Here is an 18,460-nt window from a genome sequence, read left to right on the forward strand (position 1 = left end):
GCAGAAAGGCTTTCCTATTTCGAGCCTGTTTTCCTGAAAGTAGCCCTAAAACAGAAACGCTACCCCAACAAACTTAGCAACTCCTGTTTGGTCATGGACTTCAGCATGGCGCCATCGGTCTTCACCAGGTCCTGGGCCAGGTCTTTCTTAGTGGCCTGCAGTTTCATGATCTTTTCCTCCACGGTATTGGGGCAGATGAGGCGCACGGCTACTACATTCTTTTCCTGCCCAATGCGGTAGGTGCGGTCAATGGCCTGGTTCTCGGTGGCGGGGTTCCACCAGGGATCTACCAGAAACACGTAGTCGGCGCGGGTGAGGTTGAGGCCGGTGCCACCTGCCTTCAAACTGATCAGGAACACGCGCACGTCTTCCTGCTCCTGAAACTGCGCCACGGCCCCCGCCCGGTCTTTGGTCTGGCCGGTGAGGAGCGAGTATTTAATGCCACGGGCGTTGAGTTCTTTCTGGATAAGGTTCAGCATAGAAACAAACTGCGAGAACACCAGTATTTTATGGTGGGGCGCCTTGCTCTCAATCTGCTCCAGCAGCACCTCCAGCTTAGCCGATTCATTGCTGCCCGAGGTGGCTTCCTGTTCTGGCAGCAGCGCCGGCGAGTTACAGATCTGCCGTAGTTTGGTCAGGCCTCTCAAGACACTCATGCTGTTTCTGGGTATTTCCTCTTCGGCCTGGGCCGAGATATAATCCCGTATCTCCCGCTCATGTAACGCATATACCTGCCGCTGCTCTTTGCCCATCTCACAGTACAGCACCATTTCTGTTTTCTCAGGCAGCTCTTTGGCTACCTGCTCCTTGGTTCTTCGCAGCAGGAAAGGACTGATCTTGCGCTGCAGTTCGGTGGCGCGCTTGCTGCTCTTGAACTGGTCAATGGGCTTGGAGTAATAGTCTCTAAAGAAACGTTTGTTGCCCAGCAGGCCCGGGCAGGCGAAGGAAAGCTGGCCGTACAGGTCATAGGTGCTGTTCTCCAGGGGCGTGCCTGTGAGCACTACCCGGTTGCGGGCCTGCAGCAGGCGCACGGCCCGGTAGCGCTGCGACTCAGGATTCTTAATGGCCTGTGACTCGTCCAGGAAAATATAGTTGAACGTGTAGTTTTTGAGGAGCGCGATATCAGACAGCAGCGTGCCATAGGAGGTAAGCACCAAGTCAAAACCGTCCAGGTCTTTGATCGCCTTTACCCGGCTGGTTCCGTAGAGGGTCATGATGCGGAGGGAGGGGGCAAATTTGGCCACTTCGTTCTGCCAGTTGAAAAGGAGTGAGGTTGGTACCACCACTAGGTTGGTGTTGTGGCCGCCTTTGCGTTTAAGCGATAAGATAAAGGCCAGAACCTGTACCGTTTTACCCAGACCCATGTCATCTGCCAGACAGCCCCCGAAGTTGAACTGGTCCAGAAAGTGCAGCCAGTTCAGGCCCTGCCTCTGATAGGGGCGCAGGGTGGCCTTCAGGTCCTGGGGAACTTCTATTTCTTCAATGGCCTCAAACCGGGAAAGCTTCTTGCGGTAGAGCGCCAGTTCCTCCCGCACTTCCTGGCTCAGAACCTCCGTCTCATACAGTTCCTCTATGCTGGCGAAATTCATCTTGGGAGTGCGAAGCCGGTCGCCCACTACTTCAGAATTTTCAAAGAAGCGGTTAAGTTTTTCCAGCCATTCCTGGGGTAGGATGCCCTGGGTGCCGTCATCTAAGGTGACAAAGCGGGTCTTGTGCCTGAGGGCCTTGTGCAGGTGTTTCAGGGATGCTTTCTGTGAACCGAAGGTTATGTCCAGGGAGGTGTCAAACCAGTTAATGCCGCTGGTGACCAGAATAGTGACTTTGGCCTTGTGCGGATTGAGGTTTTGCTGTTTCAGTTCTTTGAACCCTAAAAGGGTGATGTCCTGATTCCGCCAGGCGTCAAAGGCCTCCAGAAACCAATCCTGGGTCAGGAACCGGTCGCGGTGCAGGTAAAAGCAGTCCAGGTGCAGCTGCTCCTTAAAGTGGGGGTGCTGCTTGAGAATCTGAGCCGTGAACTGCAGCTCCGCCTCCTGGTCCCGGGCCACTATAAATGCTTTGCCCTGGGCATCGGTGGCATGGATCTGCTTTTTGGATAGCACAGGTACTTCCACATGGCCATAGCGCATCACGGGCGTGAGCAGGATGTAGTCTTCAGATTCAGACAGGTATAACAGTCGTTCTCTGTCCTGGGTAAAGCCCTGCTCCTTGAGTTGGCGGGCTGTGGCGGGCTTCAGGAATGAGTAGGAAATCTTGATCCTGGCCTCTAGATTAGCCAGAATATTCTGCCGGAACTCCTCAAACTTAGATTCATGTACCAGCACCTGGTGGCCCCGCTTCTGGAAGAAATCAATGACCCGGCGTAGGTCTGGGTTGTGCAACAAATATAAGCAGGCTTGCACCTGCAGAAAATGGCCGTACCTGAGTTGCAGGTGCCGCAGCAGGAAAGGTTGGCCTTCTATGTGCAACTGGGCATAAATGGCGTAGAAATGGTCTTTGTAATCTACCTCCAGCACCAATTCCAGGTTGGTTTTCTTGAGTTGTACCGGGGCCACTGAACTGGCGGTTATATTAGCTGATACTTCTGGATTATGCTGGTAAACCGCCAGATGGAGTGGGTTCTGCACCAGGGCCTTTAAGGGCTCCAGGTCTACATCAGTGGGTTCAGCGTTATAGTTATTCTGAAACCGGGCCAGGGCTGTATAGAACTTCAACTCACTGGGGTGGTCTGTCTGCCAGATAAAATCTAGGGGGTTTAACGTTTTAAGCGGGTTCTTTACTTTGCCTGCCTGGGTAATAGTAGACTCCAGCAGTTCCACTGTTAGGTGCCGGTAGTATTTATGCTCGCCCAGGACCACTATCCTCTGAGTATTGGTATTGGTTTCTCTTGCGCCCGGCAAAAAGGGGAGCTTTTGCGCAGGGATAAGTTTCTCTCTGAGCAAGGCCTGGGATTCTTCTGTTACCGGCAGGAGGTTAGGATTTCTGGGTGTAATGTGCAGGCTCTTGTTCAGGTACTCCACTTTAAAGTGTAAGTCCAGGTCTTCTTCTTCGGCTAAGCCAAAGGCAGCGGCTACCGGCTTAATCTTCTCCCTACGTAGGGCCACGTCAAAAAATACGCTCAGTTCGGGACGGTTGAGCAAAGTCTGCAGTACTTGGGTCTGGTGTTCGCACAGGCCTTTCTTGGGAGTTGGGCACCCACAGGACAGCACCAGCCCGTTTTGCTGCTGCACCACCGTTACCGCCGGGAACCGCCCAAACGGAGAGATGCCCGAAATAGTGGCTTTATTCAGTTCTATTTGGGTAGGCTGTAGGGCGAAACCAGAAGTTCCAGCCGCCATGGCCTCGGCAGAGGAATGGCGGGCAATAGTAGCATAGGTAAGCGAAGAAACCGAGATATCTGGCAGGAGGTAATGCGTGGGGTGAGGTACTGTCTTTGCACGTGTTCCGTCTTGCTCCGCCATCTTTCTGGTTGTTTACTGGGCACCAAAGGTAAGCAGAAACTTTGGCTGGGGAGAAGGCACAAAAAGGTGGGGAGAAAAGCCTTGGTACACAAGGTGAACAGGAAAAGAGAAGGTAAGCGTTTCATAGGCCACAGTAAGTGTCGCCATTTGGGCAACTATTAAAGGGGGATTTCCTATCCTTTACCAGGTTCCTTTAGATATTTGATAATTATTTAAAGGAAATTTTATATTTTTCTAATCTTAAAGAAGAGAATATTGCAAAATCGCTTAATAATACTAGTATAGTAAACGGAGTCTTGGTATAAAGATTTTTTAAGAAAATATTTATACATAAGGTATTGTAGATATAATTATTGTAATTAATTTTATGACTTATAAAGACCTAAGGTGATAAAAAATAGTAATATTATATAGTTACTTAAAAGTAAGTATTTAGAAGCTTATTTTAACAATATAGATTTGCAGAATTTTAATGTACCTAAGGTTAGGTTGGATTTTAGGGATAGTTTTTATTTCCATTGCCTAAGGCCATATACAAAGCTTGCCCCCAACAAGCTATGGTCTTTTAAGATGTAACGTAGGGAGAGTCTGAAGATTACTATTTTCTGACGTTACTCTTTGGCAGAACTGATAGTGTCTCACTATCAGTTTATTATCAGTTTTAAAACAAGTTTATTTTAAAAGAGCATTACCCAAAGGGTCTTATGTGACAATAGATCATTTGCCTTTTAGGTGCTGCGTGAAATCAAAATGACTTTGGTTACAAGATAAGGTACGCCTTTAGAATAAAGTGCGCCTGGTATAATTATGCCTTCTTCAAGTTTAACTAATATATAAACAACTAAAAATTAACCACTTAAAAACAAATTAATGACAAGAAACATTTTTACCCGCTTCAATTTAGGTGCAACTATTGTTACTGTAGCCCTTCTGCTAGGAGGTTGTGAAAACGCAATGGATGAGCTAAGCAATTCTAAGGCCAGCAGCGCTGAAGGAGTAACTGTAAATGATAATAAGGTTATTGTATCCATTAATCAAGCAGGGCCTGTCTCAGCAGGTAGTTCTGTTGTAATTACCGCTTCAAAAGGAGTTGGGCAAGAAGAAGGAACAATTGCCTTAGAAGAGAAAATAGTTAATGAAGGTGTTGAAAGCTGGGTTACGGTAGCTAATCCTTTAGTAATTGAATCTGCGTCTGTTGACTTAGATAATGGAAGAGAGTTCAGAGGCTATTTAACAAGACCACAAGGCACTAATAAGGCAGCTCAAAATAATGATTTTGTCTCAACCTCTATCAAACTGAAAGTACAGGAAGACTGTGCAGGTTTTAATCTTGATCCTTCAATGGTTTCAGTGAAATATTTAGGTAATAACAATTATGAGTTCACAACTGATTATGTAGTAACTACTTGTGGAAGAGCCGTAAACGGTATCAAGTTGCAGGGTGGTTTAACCGCTGGTGCTGTGTTTGTAAAGGACCAAACTACATCTGGTGTGGTTCCTAAAACGACCGGTAAAGGAGATAAGTCTAATACCGTGCTTACCTGGAATGTAGGTGACATGCCGGCAGGTGCCACGAAAACTTTCACTGTGGTTTACTCCCAGAAAGTTGCCTGTGGCACAATGAAAACTATCACTGGAGCATGGTCTGCCAAAGGAACATACCCAGATGACTTAACTGCTGCAGTAGCTGGTTATGATAACACCCAAGCATATTCTGCAATGTCTTGCTCTTTCTAAGAACTAATAATATATAATAAAGGAAATAGCTCCTAACTTAATAGTTAGGAGCTATTTCCTTTATTATATATTATTAGAGTAAGGACGTGGTCTAAAAAAAATACTTGACTTAGGTTTATCTTCAAAAACTACCTTAAGCAACTCCCAATCCCCATTTTTTCCTAACTTTAAGCTTGTAACATGAACAGAAGCAATCAAAAACTTCTAACCTCTATTTCAAGCTTTTATGAAAAACCGAATAATATCCTCTGCCAGGAAATCCAGTGTCCTGGTGATGCTGGCGCTGGTGGGCTGTACCTCCACCCAACCGCAGCAAGGCACAGCCACCACCTCAACCCAGGCCCCTGAAGTAACGGAAATGAAAGACGTTGACAATACGGCCTTGCCAGAAAACACCTTGTTAAAAGAGTGGACCGGACCTTACGGTGGTGTGCCGGCTTTTGACAAAATGAGCCTCACAGACCTGGCCCCTGCCATGGAGGTGGGTATGAAAATGCATCTTGCAGATATTGACGCCATTACCAACAACCCCGCTGCCCCCACGTTTGAGAACACCATTGTGCCCTATGAGAAAGCCGGCGAGGCGCTGAGCAGAGCCTTTACCTACTACGGCATATGGGGCAGCAACCTATCCACCCCTGAGTTCAGGAAGATACAAGGCGAACTGGCGCCCAAGATCTCTGATTTCCGGTCTAAAATCTCGCAGAACAAAGCCCTGTTTGACCGCATCAAGGCCGTGTATGACAATTCCCAGAAAACGGCCTTGCCCGCCGACCAGCAGCGGGTGGTGCAATTGATCTATGAAGAGTTTGCTATGGAAGGGGCCGGGCTTGACGCTGCCGCCAAAGAACGCTACGCTGCCATCAATAAAGAACTGTCTTCCCTCTACACCACGTATGGTAACAACGTGCTGGCAGATGAGGAGAAGTATGTGACCTACATCACCAAAGACCAGTTGAGTGGCTTGCCTGAGTCCTTTGTGAAGGCCGCCGCCAAAGCCGCCACAGACAACGGCAAGCCCGGCATGTACGCCATCACCAATACCCGTTCCAGCATGGATCAGTTCCTGACCTACTCAGACAACCGGGCCCTGCGTGAGAAAGTCTGGAACACCTATTACTCCCGCGGAGACAACGGCGATGCCAATGACAACAACCAGAACATCACCAAGATTCTGCAACTCAGAGATGAGCGCGTAAAACTGCTGGGTTATGACACCTACGCCGATTGGCGCCTGCAGAACCGCATGGCCAAGAACCCGCAGAACGCCATGAACTTGATGAATGCCGTATGGCCGGCAGCCCTGGCGCGCGTATCACAGGAAGTGAAAGACATGCAGGCGGTGGCTAATGCCAGCGGCGCTAAAATCACCATTGCCCCCTGGGACTACCGCTACTACGCTGAGAAAGTGCGCAAGAAAAAGTATGACCTTGACTCAGATGAGGTGAAGCAGTACCTGGAGCTGGGCAACCTTACCCAGGCCATCTTCTTCACTGCCGGGGAGTTGTTCAACTTCAAGTTTACCCCGGTGCCAGCCGGCTCAGTTCCTGTGTACCACCCAGACGTGAAGGTGTGGGAAGTAACTGATAAAACCAGCGGGGAGCACATTGGCCTTTGGTATTTAGATCCGTTTGCCCGGCAGGGAAAGCGTTCCGGCGCCTGGGCCTCGCCGTACCGCAGCCATACCACCTTCAATGGCAAGAAAACGGTATTGGCCTCTAATAACTCTAACTTCATCAAGCCCGCTCCCGGCGAGCCGGTGCTGGTTTCCTGGGATGACGCCACCACGTTCTTCCATGAGTTTGGGCACGCGCTCCACTTCCTGTCTTCCAACGTGAAATACCCTACGTTGAACAGCGGCGTGCGTGACTACACCGAATTCCAGAGCCAGTTACTGGAGCGGTGGTTGTCTACAGACAAGGTGATCAACCAATTCCTGAAGCACCACAAAACCGGAAAGGTGATGCCTCCGGAGTTGGTCGCCAAAATCAAGAAAGCCGCCACGTTTAACCAAGGCTTTGAGACCACTGAGTTCCTGGCCTCGGCACTCATGGACATGAAGTTCCATACCGTGAAAGACCCTACCGACCTGGACCCTGATAAGTTTGAGCGTGAGACCCTGGCTGCCTTAAAAATGCCGAAGGAGATTGTGATGCGTCACCGGTCGCCGCACTTTACCCACGTATTCTCGGGTGAGGGCTACGCCGCTGGGTACTATGGTTACCTCTGGGCAGATGTGCTCACCGCAGATGCGGCAGAAGCCTTTGAAGAAGCCCCTGGGGGATTCTATGACAAGCAGGTGGCGGCCAAACTGGTGAAATACCTCTTCGCGCCGCGTAACTCCATGGACCCCGCAGAAGCTTACCGCCTGTTCAGGGGCCGCGATGCCAAAATAGACGCCCTCATGCGCGACCGCGGTTTCCCGGTGCCTAATCAGAAAACCCAGAAGGCTAAGAAATAAGCAATAGCTTACCCTTTATTAAATTGCAAAATCCCGTTTTGGGCCTGTTTTTCAGAAACTGGGCCCAAAACGGGATTTTTATTTTATGCTTCTTTCCAACAGACTGAGATAACAGTTCCCCAAAGAATCCCTCTTAACCTTCAATCACTCACTAAATCGCCAGCCCTTTATTCACTCATTCACTCAATCACTCATTCACAAGCCTCAGGCTTTCAGAATTAATGCAAAAGCGCAGGCCATGCGGCGCGGGCCCGTCCGGGAAGACATGGCCCAGATGCCCGCCGCAGACATTGCATTGCACTTCTATGCGCTGCAGGTGGTGGCTGTCATCAAAGAGGAAGCGCAGGCCGCTTTTAGATAAAGGCTGGGTGAAGCTGGGCCAACCAGAGATGGCGTGGTATTTTTCCTGGGAAGCGAACAACGCTTCGCCACAGCCCGCGCAGACATAAGTGCCCGGGGCATAAGACCGGCAATAGAGGTTGCGGTAGGGCGGCTCAGTTCCTTTCTCCCGAAGCACGTGGTACTGGGCCGGGCTGAGCAGTTGCCGCCACTCGGCCTTGGTTTTCTCCACGGTAAAGGGTGGTTCCGGGTTACTGTACTTGGCATATTTGATCACGTCTATCCACCGGAGCATAGGGTCTGAATGTAGAATGTTAGTATTTCATTATTGCTGAAATGGGCTAGGTGAAACCTGTTTTGAGGCCGTTTTTCTGAAAACAGGCTCAAAACAGTTGGCCCCCGGACCGTCAAAACCCAGCACCGTATTCGTACCAGAGCGTGGATTATCCCGTATGTAGGGCTAAAATAGAGAAGCTTTGGCCCTGCGTCATCTGCGTTTTGCTGTTTAGCGCCGCTTCTCTAAGCACCATACCAGTTTTACATGAGATCAGTTTTTACGTTTATTTTACTTCTTTTCCTGACTTTGGGGGCACAGGCGCAAATTATTACGGCGCCAGATTCCATTAAGGCCGGCAAGGGTACCCGAAAACAGCAACTAGACAAAATCAAGGCCCGCAAAAACCGCCTCTTCACCGATTCGCTGGGCGGAAGCGAACCCGCCAACGCCGTTCTGCTGGATACCACCTTGTTCAATAAATACGGTGATCTGTTGCATGATGACCCGGAGTATAACCCGCGCCAGCCGCTCTGGAAACCCGCCGCCCAGGTATTGGGCATTAATGCCGTGTTCATGGGGTTTAACCGATACGTGGCCAAAGCAGATTACGGCTACGTTAGCCCTTCCACCTGGAAGCGGAACCTGAGGTCTGAACCAGAATGGGACACCGATGAGTTTGGCATTAACTTTATTGGGCACCCGTACCAGGGCACGCTTTACTTTAACGCCGCCCGCGCCCAGGGCTACAGCTACTGGCAGTCCCTACCCTTCGCCGTGGGCGGAAGCCTGACCTGGGAGTACTTTGGCGAGAATACGCTGCCGTCTTACAATGACATGATTTACACGCCTTTGAACGGGGCGTTCCTGGGGGAGGTCCTGTACCGGGTGAGCTCCAATATCCTGGATGACCGTACCACAGGCCGGGAGAGGGCGGTGCGCGAAATTGCCGCCGGCCTCATCAACCCGGTGCGCGGCCTGAACCGGCTGTTGCAGGGCAAAACCTTCCAGGTGACCAACAAAGAGGTGTATGAGAAAGAGCCTATCAACGTGACCCTGTTTGCCGGGGTGCACCGCCAGAACAGAAATCAGGACGATGTCTTTGGGGCGGGCTATAACAACGCCATGCTCAACGTGCAGTTAGACTACGGCAACCCGTTTGAATTGCAGAAACGCAAACCCTTTGACCTTTTCCGGCTGCGCGCCGAGTTTAGCGAAAGCAAGCAGGACACCGTGTCTGGCATCATCAATAACATTACCGGCTATGGTGTACTCCTGGGCCGGAACAACCAGGTAGGCAAATTGGACCTGCTTACTGGCTTCTTCCAATACTATGACTACTGGAACACCCGCAACTTTGACCTGGGAGCCCTGGGGTTTGGAGGAGGGTTATTCGCCCGGTACCCGCTTTCCAGGCAAGTGAACCTGTACACCAACGCGCACCTGGGCGTGATACCCTTGGCCGGTAACAGCACGCGCTTTGCCCCAGATGAGAATGGCCTCCGGGATTATGTTTATACCACCGGCCTGCACGGCAAACTGGAAACTACGCTAAGTCTGGGCAAATACGCCTCGGCGGCCTTTGTGTATTACCATTACTGGCTCAAAACCTTTGAGGGCCTGGAAGGCAGCAACTCCATTGGCATTGTGCGGCCCCGTCTCACGGTACAGGTATTCAAGAATGTAAGCTTGGGCTATGAGCATTTCGGGTACACCACCAACCGCCGCCTGGAAGCTTTCCCCATCCAACGCTCCACCATCACCGACCAGAAAATCTTCCTCCAGCTTTTCCTGCAAGACCCCCAGCGCAAGGGGAGGTATAATTAGGGTTCTGAGTCTTTAGTCCTGAGTCTGCAGAATAAAAAGAAACCCGTTTTGGGCCTGTTTTATGGGAAACAGGACCAAAACGGGTTTTTTGTTTTAGGTGCTTTCCTTTGCATTTTACTGCTTCCTCCTCCCTTTGTCATCCTGAAAGGATCTTGTGGGCGGACGGCAGTAGCGGGTATTAAATGTCATTACCGTTCGCTACCAAGATCCTTTCAGGATGACAAAAAAAAGAAAAAGATTATTCTTACTTTTCTTACAAATCCACTATTTCATTTCGTTGCGGGATAAAACAGCCCCAGCCTAGTTTTTCTTTGATTTTGTCTTTGAGCATCTGGGCGGCGGTGGGTTCGCCGTGCACCAGGAAGACCTGTTTGGGTGGGGTCTTCATCTCGCTTAGCCAGTCCAGGAGTTCCTTTTGGTCGGCGTGGCCGGAGAGGCCTTCCAGGTTGAGCACCTCAGCTTTCACTGCGTACATTTTCCCAAAGATTTTCAGTTCAGGCGCTCCTTGCTCCAGTTGCCAGCCACGGGTGCCTTCGGCCTGGTAGCCGGCCAGCAGGATGGTAGTGGCGGGGTTGTCCAGGTATTTGGTGAGGTAGGTGAGAATGCGGCCGCCGGTGAGCATGCCGCTCCCGGCAATCACAATTTTGGGGCCCTTGCGGTCAATGATCTCCCAGGTTTCACGGTACGAAGTCACAATTCTGAAGTTAGAGAACATTTGCAGGCATTCTTCACCAGAGAGCTTGTGCCAGGACAAGGACTGGTAGAAAACCTTGAGCGTATCGGCGCCCATGGGCGTATCCAGAATGATGGGCATTTCTGGGATGGCCTCCTCCAGTTTTAGCTGCCATAGCAGGTACATAAGCGACTGGGCACGTTCTACGGCAAAGCTGGGAATCAACAGGGTGCCTTGCCGGCTAAAGGTTTTGGTGACTATCTTTTTTAGCAGCGCCTTGGTTTCTTCTTTGGGGTGCAGGCGGTCGCCGTAGGTACTTTCCAGGAGCAGCACATCGGCCTGGTCTGGTTTCTCGGGGGCATGCAGCAGCAGGTCCTGGGGCCGACCAATATCTCCGGAGAAGACCAGCATTTTGTCATCCACCTCCAGCTCAATGAACGTGGCCCCCAACAGGTGCCCGTTGTACCGGAAACGGCAGCGTACCTTTTCGGCAATAGAAATCCAGTGGTTGAGGGGCTTCATCCGGAACAGGCGCAGGGTTTTCTCCACGTCTTTTAGCGTATAGAGCGGAAGGGCAGGTTTGTGCCGGGAAAAGCCTTCCTCGTTGGCCTGCCGGGCCTCCACCTCCTGGATCTTGGCACTGTCCTTGAGGATGATTTCGGCAATGTCCAGGGTGGGGTCAGTGCCCCAGATTTCGCCGCGGTAGCCCAGCTGCACCAGTTTGGGCAGGTAGCCGGTATGGTCCAGGTGGCCGTGGGTGAGCAGTACCAGGTTGATCTCTTCCGGGGAGAAGGCCGGTCGTTCCCAGTTAAGCTGGCGTACTTCTTTCAGGCCCTGGAAAAGGCCGCAGTCAATGAGAATTTTCTGGCCCTTGACGGTAAGCAGGTATTTGGAGCCGGTCACGGTGCCGGCAGCCCCTAAAAACTGAAGCGAGATATCGGTTTCCATAGGTATGGTAAAAAATGAGGTTTAACTGGGTTGGCAGAGGTCATAGGCTTCGCGCATGATGCGGTGCAGGCGTTCGGTGCCAATGCCCAGATCTTCCAGCAGGGCGGGGCTATGGCAGATTTCCTTACAGAGTACCACCTTTTCCTGCAGCAGGTGCTGCTTTTCAAAGCTGGTGAGGGTGGTGAGGCTGGTAATGGGGTGGATGCCGCTTTGCTCCACCAGTTCCTTCAGGCCCCGGCCCTCCGGGAAGTTCCAGCCCAGCATGTGCAGCCCGGCGCAGGTACCGTAGGCAATGGCATCTGAGGTAAAACGGGTATTGGTGACGGCCCAGCCCTGGTACTCTATATCCTCCCGGCCTTCTCTTTTTTTAAGTTCGGTTTCCATGTCTCTGAACCTGGAGTGGATGTAGAGCGGGGTTTTAACGTCGCACTGGTAATTGGCCTGGTTATGGAACTTGCACTCAATGAGCAGGTGCAGGTTGCCCCGGGTGGCTACTACGTCTACCTCATGGCTCACGCAATGGCCTTTCATGATCTGGCCCACGGCTACGTTATAGCCCTGCTCTTTGAAGATCTCGCCCACAAAACGCTCAAACGGGTACCCCGATGGCCCCAATTCCATGATGGCAGACTTGAGTTTGTACCGCGCCGCCAGCGCCCCGGGCTTCCTTTTTAACAAGGCAAAGGCTTTTTTATAGATCTTGCGGGTAGGAATGCCCTGGTATAGCTGGTCTTCAATCTGGGCAATAATGTCCTCTATAATGGCCTCGCTGGCCCCGGCCGCCGACAGGGATTTCTTCAGCTTGCTGTAAGAGAAGGGCGCGGTCTCCCCGGATGATTTGGTGATGAGGTAGTTAGCCTTGTGCTTCTTCATGGTTTAATAGATGATTTTAAGTTTCCTTAGTGCCAGGTTCAGGAAGAAAGACAGCAGGCTGAACCCCAAAATGACGGCAGCCATCTCTTTATCAAAGGAACTAAGGCGTAGGGCCTTCGCCAGGGTGGGCACCAGCAACACCAGCGCCAGAATGCCCACGCACAGCAAGAGCGCCAGCCAAACGTATTTGTTGGTGAAGACCTCATTCCTGTAAAAGGCGACTTTGGTGCTGCCCATGTTAAACACGTGCCACAGCTGGCAGAGAATGAGGGTGAAAAACAGGATGTTGTTGGAATAGTTGAGGTCCCAATCGCTTTGGTCATAGACCACCCAATGCCCAAAGGAGACGGCTCCAATCACGCACGCAGAGATAACGGCCGCATACACCACCAATGAGATCCAGTGGGCGTTCTTCAGGATGGGCTCTTCCAGATGGCGGGGTTTGTGTTTCATGACAGTGGGGTTACCGGGGCTCACCCCCAGCGCCAGCGCCGGCAACACGTCTGTGATCAGGTTAATGAACAGGATCTGGATGGGCACCAACTGGAAATCAAAGGCCAGCAAAGACACCATCGTCACCAGAAAAAGCTCACTTAAGTTACAGGAAAGCAGAAAAATGACAAACTTTCTAATGTTGTCAAAGATGATGCGGCCCTGTTTTATGGCCAGGACTATGGATGGGAAAGAATCATCCTGTAAGATCATGTCAGCTACTTCCTGGGCCACCTGCGTGCCCCGTATGCCCATGGCAATGCCTATGTCTGCCTTCTTAAGGGCGGGAGCATCATTCACCCCGTCGCCGGTCATGCCTACCACCATCTGGTTGGCCTGCAGAAGCGTGACCAGGTCCAGTTTCTGCCGGGGGCTTACCCGCGCAAACACCGCCGACTCCAGCCATTCTTTTTTCTGTTGCTCTGAAAGCTGGTCATAGGCCGGCATGTTGCTGCCATGGATCACCAGCGCCTGCTGCCCCTTTGTGATGCCTACCTGTTCGGCAATGTTACGGGCGGTGGCCGGGTGGTCACCGGTGATCATTTTTACGTCTATCCCCGCCGAGGCGCATTCGGCCAGGGCCTGTTTAACGTCTTCGCGCGGCGGGTCCAGGAGGCCGGCAATGCCCAGAAATACCAATTCCTCCAGCAGAATATTCTTGGTTTCCTGGGTGTCCTTGTAGGCAAAGGCCAGTACTTTCAGGCCTTCATTGGCAATCTGTTCCTCTTTCTTCTGCCATTCCTCGCGGTCCTGGGGAGTAAGTGCCTGCGGTTGGCCGTTGGTTAACTGGTGGGTGCAGCGCTGGAGCAGTTCTTCCAGGGCGCCCTTGGCGTAGATCACGGCCTGGTCTCCATTCCGGTGCAAAGTGCCCATCACTTTGGTCTCTGAGTTAAAGGATTCCTCGGCTAGTTTAGGGTATTGGGTTTTTACCTGCTCCAGGTGTAGCCCGGCGGCCAGCGCGAATTTGAGGAGGCCGGTCTCTACGGGGTCACCTACTTCTTTTTCCTGCTGGTTAATAATCTCGTACCGAGCGGTGTTGCACAAGACGGCACACAAGAGCAACTGCTTGTAGCTTTCCTTTTCCTGCAGGTGCTGCGGGTCTGAAAGAAAAATGATTTCACCCTTTAAGGGATTGGGCCTAATTTGGGCCTCGGCGCCCGCCACCACAATGCGGTTTACCTCAATCTCATTTTTGGTAAGGGTGCCGGTTTTATCTGTGCAGATGACATTGGTGCTGCCCAGCGTCTCTACCGCCGACAGTTTCTTGACAATGACCTGGTGCCGGGCCATGCGCAACATGCCCTGGGCGAGGGCCAGCGTGGCCACAATGGTCAGCCCCTCAGGAATGGCGGCCACCGCCAGGGCAATAGCCGTGGTGAGACTCTCCATCCAGGGCCGGTGCTGGAGCAGGCCTGCCCCAAAAACCAAAACGCACAGAAAAATGGTGATTTTGATAAGCTTATGGCTGAACGATTCCAGCTTTTTCTCCAGCGGCGTAGCCGATTGCTGGGCGCTTTGCACCAGGTTGGCAATCTGGCCCAGCTCGGTGTTCATACCTGTGCCGGTTACCAGTGCATGGCCATTGCCCTTGGTCACGAAACTGCCTTTAAAGACCATGTTCACCCGTTCGGCCAGAGGTTGGCTATCTGGCAGGACTTCAATTTTCTTGGGTATGGGCAGAGACTCGCCGGTGAGCGCAGACTCGTTTACCTCCAGCTGCATGGTATGAAACAAGCGGGCGTCTGCGGAGATCATGTCACCAGCCTCAAGAAAAAGCACGTCGCCGGGCACAATGTGCTCAGAGGAGATTTCCTCCAGACGGCCGCCCCGTAGTACCTTGGCCGGCACCATGGCCATTTCGCGGAGCGCCTCCATAGATTGGCGGGCATTGTATTCCATAAAGAACCCAATGAACCCGTTAAGCAGAATCACCAATAAAATAGCCGAGCCATCCAGCCATTCCTGAAACAGAAAAGAGAGGCCCATGGCGGCCAGCAGCAGGAAGGTAATGGGCCCGGTGAACTGATGGAGCAGCACTACCAGCAGGCTTTCCTGTTGCTGTTTATCCACCTGGTTTTCGCCCCATTGCTTTAATCTGGCTTCTATCTCTTGGGCACTTAATCCCTTTTCCAGATTACCGGCCAAAGCGGTGGCCAGCTCCTCCGGTGAAAGGGCGTGTGGGTTAGGGAGGGTATGCGGAAGCGCTTGCGTTTTGGCCATGGTTGGTCTTTGCTAACAGCCTAAAGTCCATGTACTACCAGAAAAAATGCCACTTCTTTTCATACGTTCCTTGCAGTTTAAAAGCCACCCGGGCGGCAACCAGTTTTACAGGAGGATGCGCTATTGCTTTCCGGTTTGGGACGGCCTGGAGCATGAAAAAAGTAAAAGGCGTTTTAGGCCCGTTTTCTGGAGAACAGGCCTGAAACGGAACATTCAGGTCACCTTGGACAGGGCAGATCCAAAATTTCTGGTACTTCTACAAGTCCTTAAGTAGGATACCTACCAGGTAGGCCAGGGAGGCCGCGGCGCCCCCCAGCAAAAGGGTTTCCAGGCCGGACGAATACCAGGGCTTGTACACAAACTTGCTTTTGAGGGCGCCAATCCCAAAAAAAGCAATGGCGGTGCAAACACTGCTCCACAGGAAAGGCGACTGAAGGTTTCCCTTGAAATAGTAATCAAACAGAAAGGGCGCTACCGGAATAAAGCCCACCAAAAGAAAAGCGGTAAAGGTGGCAAAGGCCGCTTTCCAGGCCGACATGGGGTTGAGGGACATGCCGTGTTCTTCCTGCACCATGGTCTCGCACCAGAGCTGCTTGTCTGCGGTGATGGTTTGCACTATTTGCTCCAGCATGTCACCGTTGAAGCCTTTGGCGGCATAGATCTGCCTGATTTCCTCCTGCTCCCCCTCCGGGAACAATTCTATGTGGTTGCGTTCATCGGTGCGGGTCTTTTCCAGGAGCTGTAGTTCTGTGTTGGTGCCCAGGTAGTTGCTCACGGCCATACTGAACCCATCGGCCAGCAGGTTAGCCATGCCCATAATGATCACAATCTGAGGAGCCAGGCTGGCCCCCGCCACCCCAGACACCACCGCGAAGGTGGTCACGGCGCCATCTACCGCCCCGTACACAAAATCTTTGAGATAACTATGCTTGGTCTGCTGCTGCAGCCGTGACCTTACCTGCTCCGGCGTATGCGAAGCCTCCAGTTGCTTCCGTATGAGATCTTGTGGTTGCATACAGCATACAGGTGACGGTACGGCAGATGGACCTTATCAGGGCCTGACAAGCCAAAGCTCTGTAGTTTTCCATCCTTATAATTTACTCCAGAACGCAAGGCGAGGTTGTTCCGGAACGGGTGATACAGGTTGTTCAGAAGGTTTCTATTTTACGGGGCCGGTAGCCGAAGAAGGAAGGCAGAAGTACGATTTTTAGCGCTACAATGGTGGCTTGGCCGTATCTTGCGTACCTTAGAAGGAAAACAAGCGGAGGCGGCGCAAGCCTTTGCGCTCACGGAAATACCATGAAAGTAGTAGGCAACATCAAAAGCATCACCCCCCAGCGTAGTTCCAAGAAACAGGCCATTGAGCTGCACATTGACCGCGTAGAGTACGTAACCAGCAAGAAAGACGGCCGCTATTACCAGGACTTCAACTACATAGATGACCTGGACACACCCCTGGTCATCACTGGCGACTGCCTGGCCTTGTCAACGGACAAGAAGCTGGACGAAGACGAATATGAGTTCCACGTCTATGACAAAGTAGGCGAAGAATATGTCCTGAACAAAGACAAGTACCTGTTCCTCTCCATGGCCTATGACTTTGACGAAGACCAGCACATCTTAAGCGAAGTAGACTACACCATCACCCTTCCGCCAGATGAATTTGACCAATTCAAGAAAGAGCGGGAAAACGAAAAGGCCCTGAAGGTGCTGGGCAAAAAGCGCAAATAAACTGGTAAGGTAAAGCCGGTAAGGAGATCGTCCTTTACGCTTCAGCAGCCCGATATAGTATTTCTGTTTTACGCCTGTTTTCCAGAAAACAGGCGTAAAACAGATTCGCTCTTGGGGCCTCCAATATTCACTAATTCGGCCCGGCACAGCCTCAAAAAATCTCACTTGATAGGTGTCTAAGCCTTTTGAAAGTTAGCCCATAGGTTCTCTGGGTAAACGCCTGCCTGTACCAAGGCCGCTAAATTCTGCACCGTGCCGGGCTTGTCTTCGGGGTAGGTCACACCGAACCATTTTTCTTTGGAAGGCAGCACTTTTACCCGGGCCTGCCCAGCCGTGATCATCTGGCCCACCACGGTAGACAACACGCATTCCTCCTTAAGCGAGTAGCCCTCGTGAATGAGAAATTCCCTGAAACACCGCTCCAGGTACGGCAGCACATCGGGCTTGAAGCCCATTAAATTCATAGACACCATCTCCCGCCCGGTTAACGTGCTGTAGGCCGCGCCGGCATCCTGCACCTGAATGCCGGTTTCGGTACGCAGGATCTGGGTGAGTTCGGTTAGTTTGGTCAGGTAACCGTCTGGGGTGAGTTCGCAGAGGGCGCGGGAAACGGCCCCGTAATCAGACAAGGTATTTTGCAGATGGAAGCCCACCAGTGCATGTTCCTGCGGCGTGTGGTTTTCCCGGAAGAAGCGGGCTACCAGGTCAAAGGATTTCCGGCCGTAGAAATCATCTCCGTTAATGACCGCAAAAGGCCCTTCCTGCAAGGCAGAAGTGGCTACCCAGAGCGCGTGCGCCGTGCCCCAGGGCTTTTGGCGGCCTTCCGGTACCCTAAAACCTTCGGGTAACTTGTCCAGTTCCTGCCGTACGTAGGCCACGGGTACATTCGCCGGCAGACGTGCGTCCATGGCCGCCCTGAACTCTTTCTCAATGGCCTTCCTTATCACAAATACCACCTTCCCGAAGCCCGCCTGCAACGCATCATAGATAGAATACTCCATGATAGTTTCACCGTGCGGACCGAAGGGCTCCAGTTGCTTCAGGCGGCCGTACCGGCTAGACATGCCAGCTGCTAAGACAAGTAAGGTGGGGCGTGGTGACATCATAGTTATTTATGGAGCAGTTATCGACTGAAAGCAAAGGGAAGTACTAGAGTGTACGGGAATAGGTAAGAATTTGCCTTGCGAGGTGGGTGATAATAATAGGTTTTTGGGAAGGAAATATTTTGGATTACGTGTACCCACGATTCAAAATCAGAGGAGTAAAGCTGGGCCAGTGACTGATTCTCATACGCGAAGGCGTGGACCCGCATAGGCATCCGGTTCAAAGACACCACCTGAGGCGTGGTCAATTCATAGGGCAGGCCAGGGTGGGCAAATAAGGGGGCAGCAAAAAGCAGGAGGCAAAAAAGCAGCAGCGCAGATTTG

General features: G+C 51.8%; 11 protein-coding genes. 4 read left to right on the forward strand and 7 right to left on the reverse strand.

What is annotated here, in order from left to right; all coding sequences use genetic code 11:
* Positions 1 to 59 precede the first annotated feature (59 nt).
* On the reverse strand, positions 60 to 3,458 hold the full coding sequence (locus tag TH63_RS04970) for a DEAD/DEAH box helicase (protein ID WP_048919978.1): 3,399 nt from the start codon (positions 3,456 to 3,458) through the stop codon (positions 60 to 62).
* A gap of 870 nt (positions 3,459 to 4,328) precedes the next feature.
* Here TH63_RS04970 and TH63_RS04975 point away from each other — a divergent pair.
* A complete protein-coding gene (locus TH63_RS04975; protein ID WP_156180395.1) occupies positions 4,329 to 5,195 on the forward strand; it encodes a hypothetical protein in 867 nt (288 codons plus the stop codon).
* A 226-nt stretch (positions 5,196 to 5,421) separates the two neighbouring features.
* Positions 5,422 to 7,656, forward strand: a complete 2,235-nt coding sequence (locus tag TH63_RS04980; protein WP_048919980.1) for a M3 family metallopeptidase — start codon at positions 5,422 to 5,424, stop codon at positions 7,654 to 7,656.
* Positions 7,657 to 7,843: 187 nt separating this feature from the next.
* On the opposite strand, the gene msrB is transcribed toward TH63_RS04980, so the two are convergent.
* Positions 7,844 to 8,290 carry a peptide-methionine (R)-S-oxide reductase MsrB gene (gene msrB / locus TH63_RS04985; RefSeq protein WP_048919981.1) on the reverse strand — a complete coding sequence of 149 codons (447 nt, stop codon included), beginning with the start codon at positions 8,288 to 8,290 and terminating at the stop codon, positions 7,844 to 7,846.
* A gap of 246 nt (positions 8,291 to 8,536) precedes the next feature.
* Between msrB and TH63_RS04990 the strand changes: the two genes are divergently transcribed.
* On the forward strand, positions 8,537 to 10,096 hold the full coding sequence (locus tag TH63_RS04990; RefSeq protein ID WP_082161557.1) for a DUF3943 domain-containing protein: 1,560 nt from the start codon (positions 8,537 to 8,539) through the stop codon (positions 10,094 to 10,096).
* Between the two features lie 253 nt (positions 10,097 to 10,349).
* Here the strand turns inward: TH63_RS04990 and TH63_RS04995 are convergent, their stop codons facing one another.
* The 4 genes from TH63_RS04995 to TH63_RS05010 all read right to left on the reverse strand — a co-directional run bounded on the left by TH63_RS04995 (position 10,350) and on the right by TH63_RS05010 (position 16,317).
* Complete coding sequence (locus TH63_RS04995) at positions 10,350 to 11,717, reverse strand: MBL fold metallo-hydrolase RNA specificity domain-containing protein (RefSeq protein WP_048919983.1); 1,368 nt, start codon at positions 11,715 to 11,717, stop codon at positions 10,350 to 10,352.
* Positions 11,718 to 11,738: 21 nt separating this feature from the next.
* Positions 11,739 to 12,590, reverse strand: a complete 852-nt coding sequence (locus tag TH63_RS05000; RefSeq protein WP_048919984.1) for an ATP cone domain-containing protein — start codon at positions 12,588 to 12,590, stop codon at positions 11,739 to 11,741.
* A gap of 3 nt (positions 12,591 to 12,593) precedes the next feature.
* Positions 12,594 to 15,302, reverse strand: coding sequence for a cation-translocating P-type ATPase (locus tag TH63_RS05005; RefSeq protein WP_048919985.1), 2,709 nt, complete (start codon positions 15,300 to 15,302; stop codon positions 12,594 to 12,596).
* 256 nt (positions 15,303 to 15,558) lie between these two features.
* Positions 15,559 to 16,317, reverse strand: a complete 759-nt coding sequence (locus tag TH63_RS05010) for a VIT1/CCC1 transporter family protein (RefSeq protein ID WP_048919986.1) — start codon at positions 16,315 to 16,317, stop codon at positions 15,559 to 15,561.
* A gap of 284 nt (positions 16,318 to 16,601) precedes the next feature.
* Here TH63_RS05010 and TH63_RS05015 point away from each other — a divergent pair, with 284 nt between their 5' ends.
* Complete coding sequence (locus TH63_RS05015) at positions 16,602 to 17,033, forward strand: hypothetical protein (RefSeq protein ID WP_048919987.1); 432 nt, start codon at positions 16,602 to 16,604, stop codon at positions 17,031 to 17,033.
* A gap of 176 nt (positions 17,034 to 17,209) precedes the next feature.
* Here TH63_RS05015 and TH63_RS05020 read toward each other — a convergent pair whose 3' ends face one another.
* On the reverse strand, positions 17,210 to 18,139 hold the full coding sequence (locus tag TH63_RS05020; protein WP_197088640.1) for a nucleotidyltransferase family protein: 930 nt from the start codon (positions 18,137 to 18,139) through the stop codon (positions 17,210 to 17,212).
* Positions 18,140 to 18,460 lie beyond the last annotated feature (321 nt).

This window comes from Rufibacter radiotolerans, from assembly GCF_001078055.1.
Lineage (GTDB): Bacteria > Bacteroidota > Bacteroidia > Cytophagales > Hymenobacteraceae > Nibribacter > Nibribacter radiotolerans.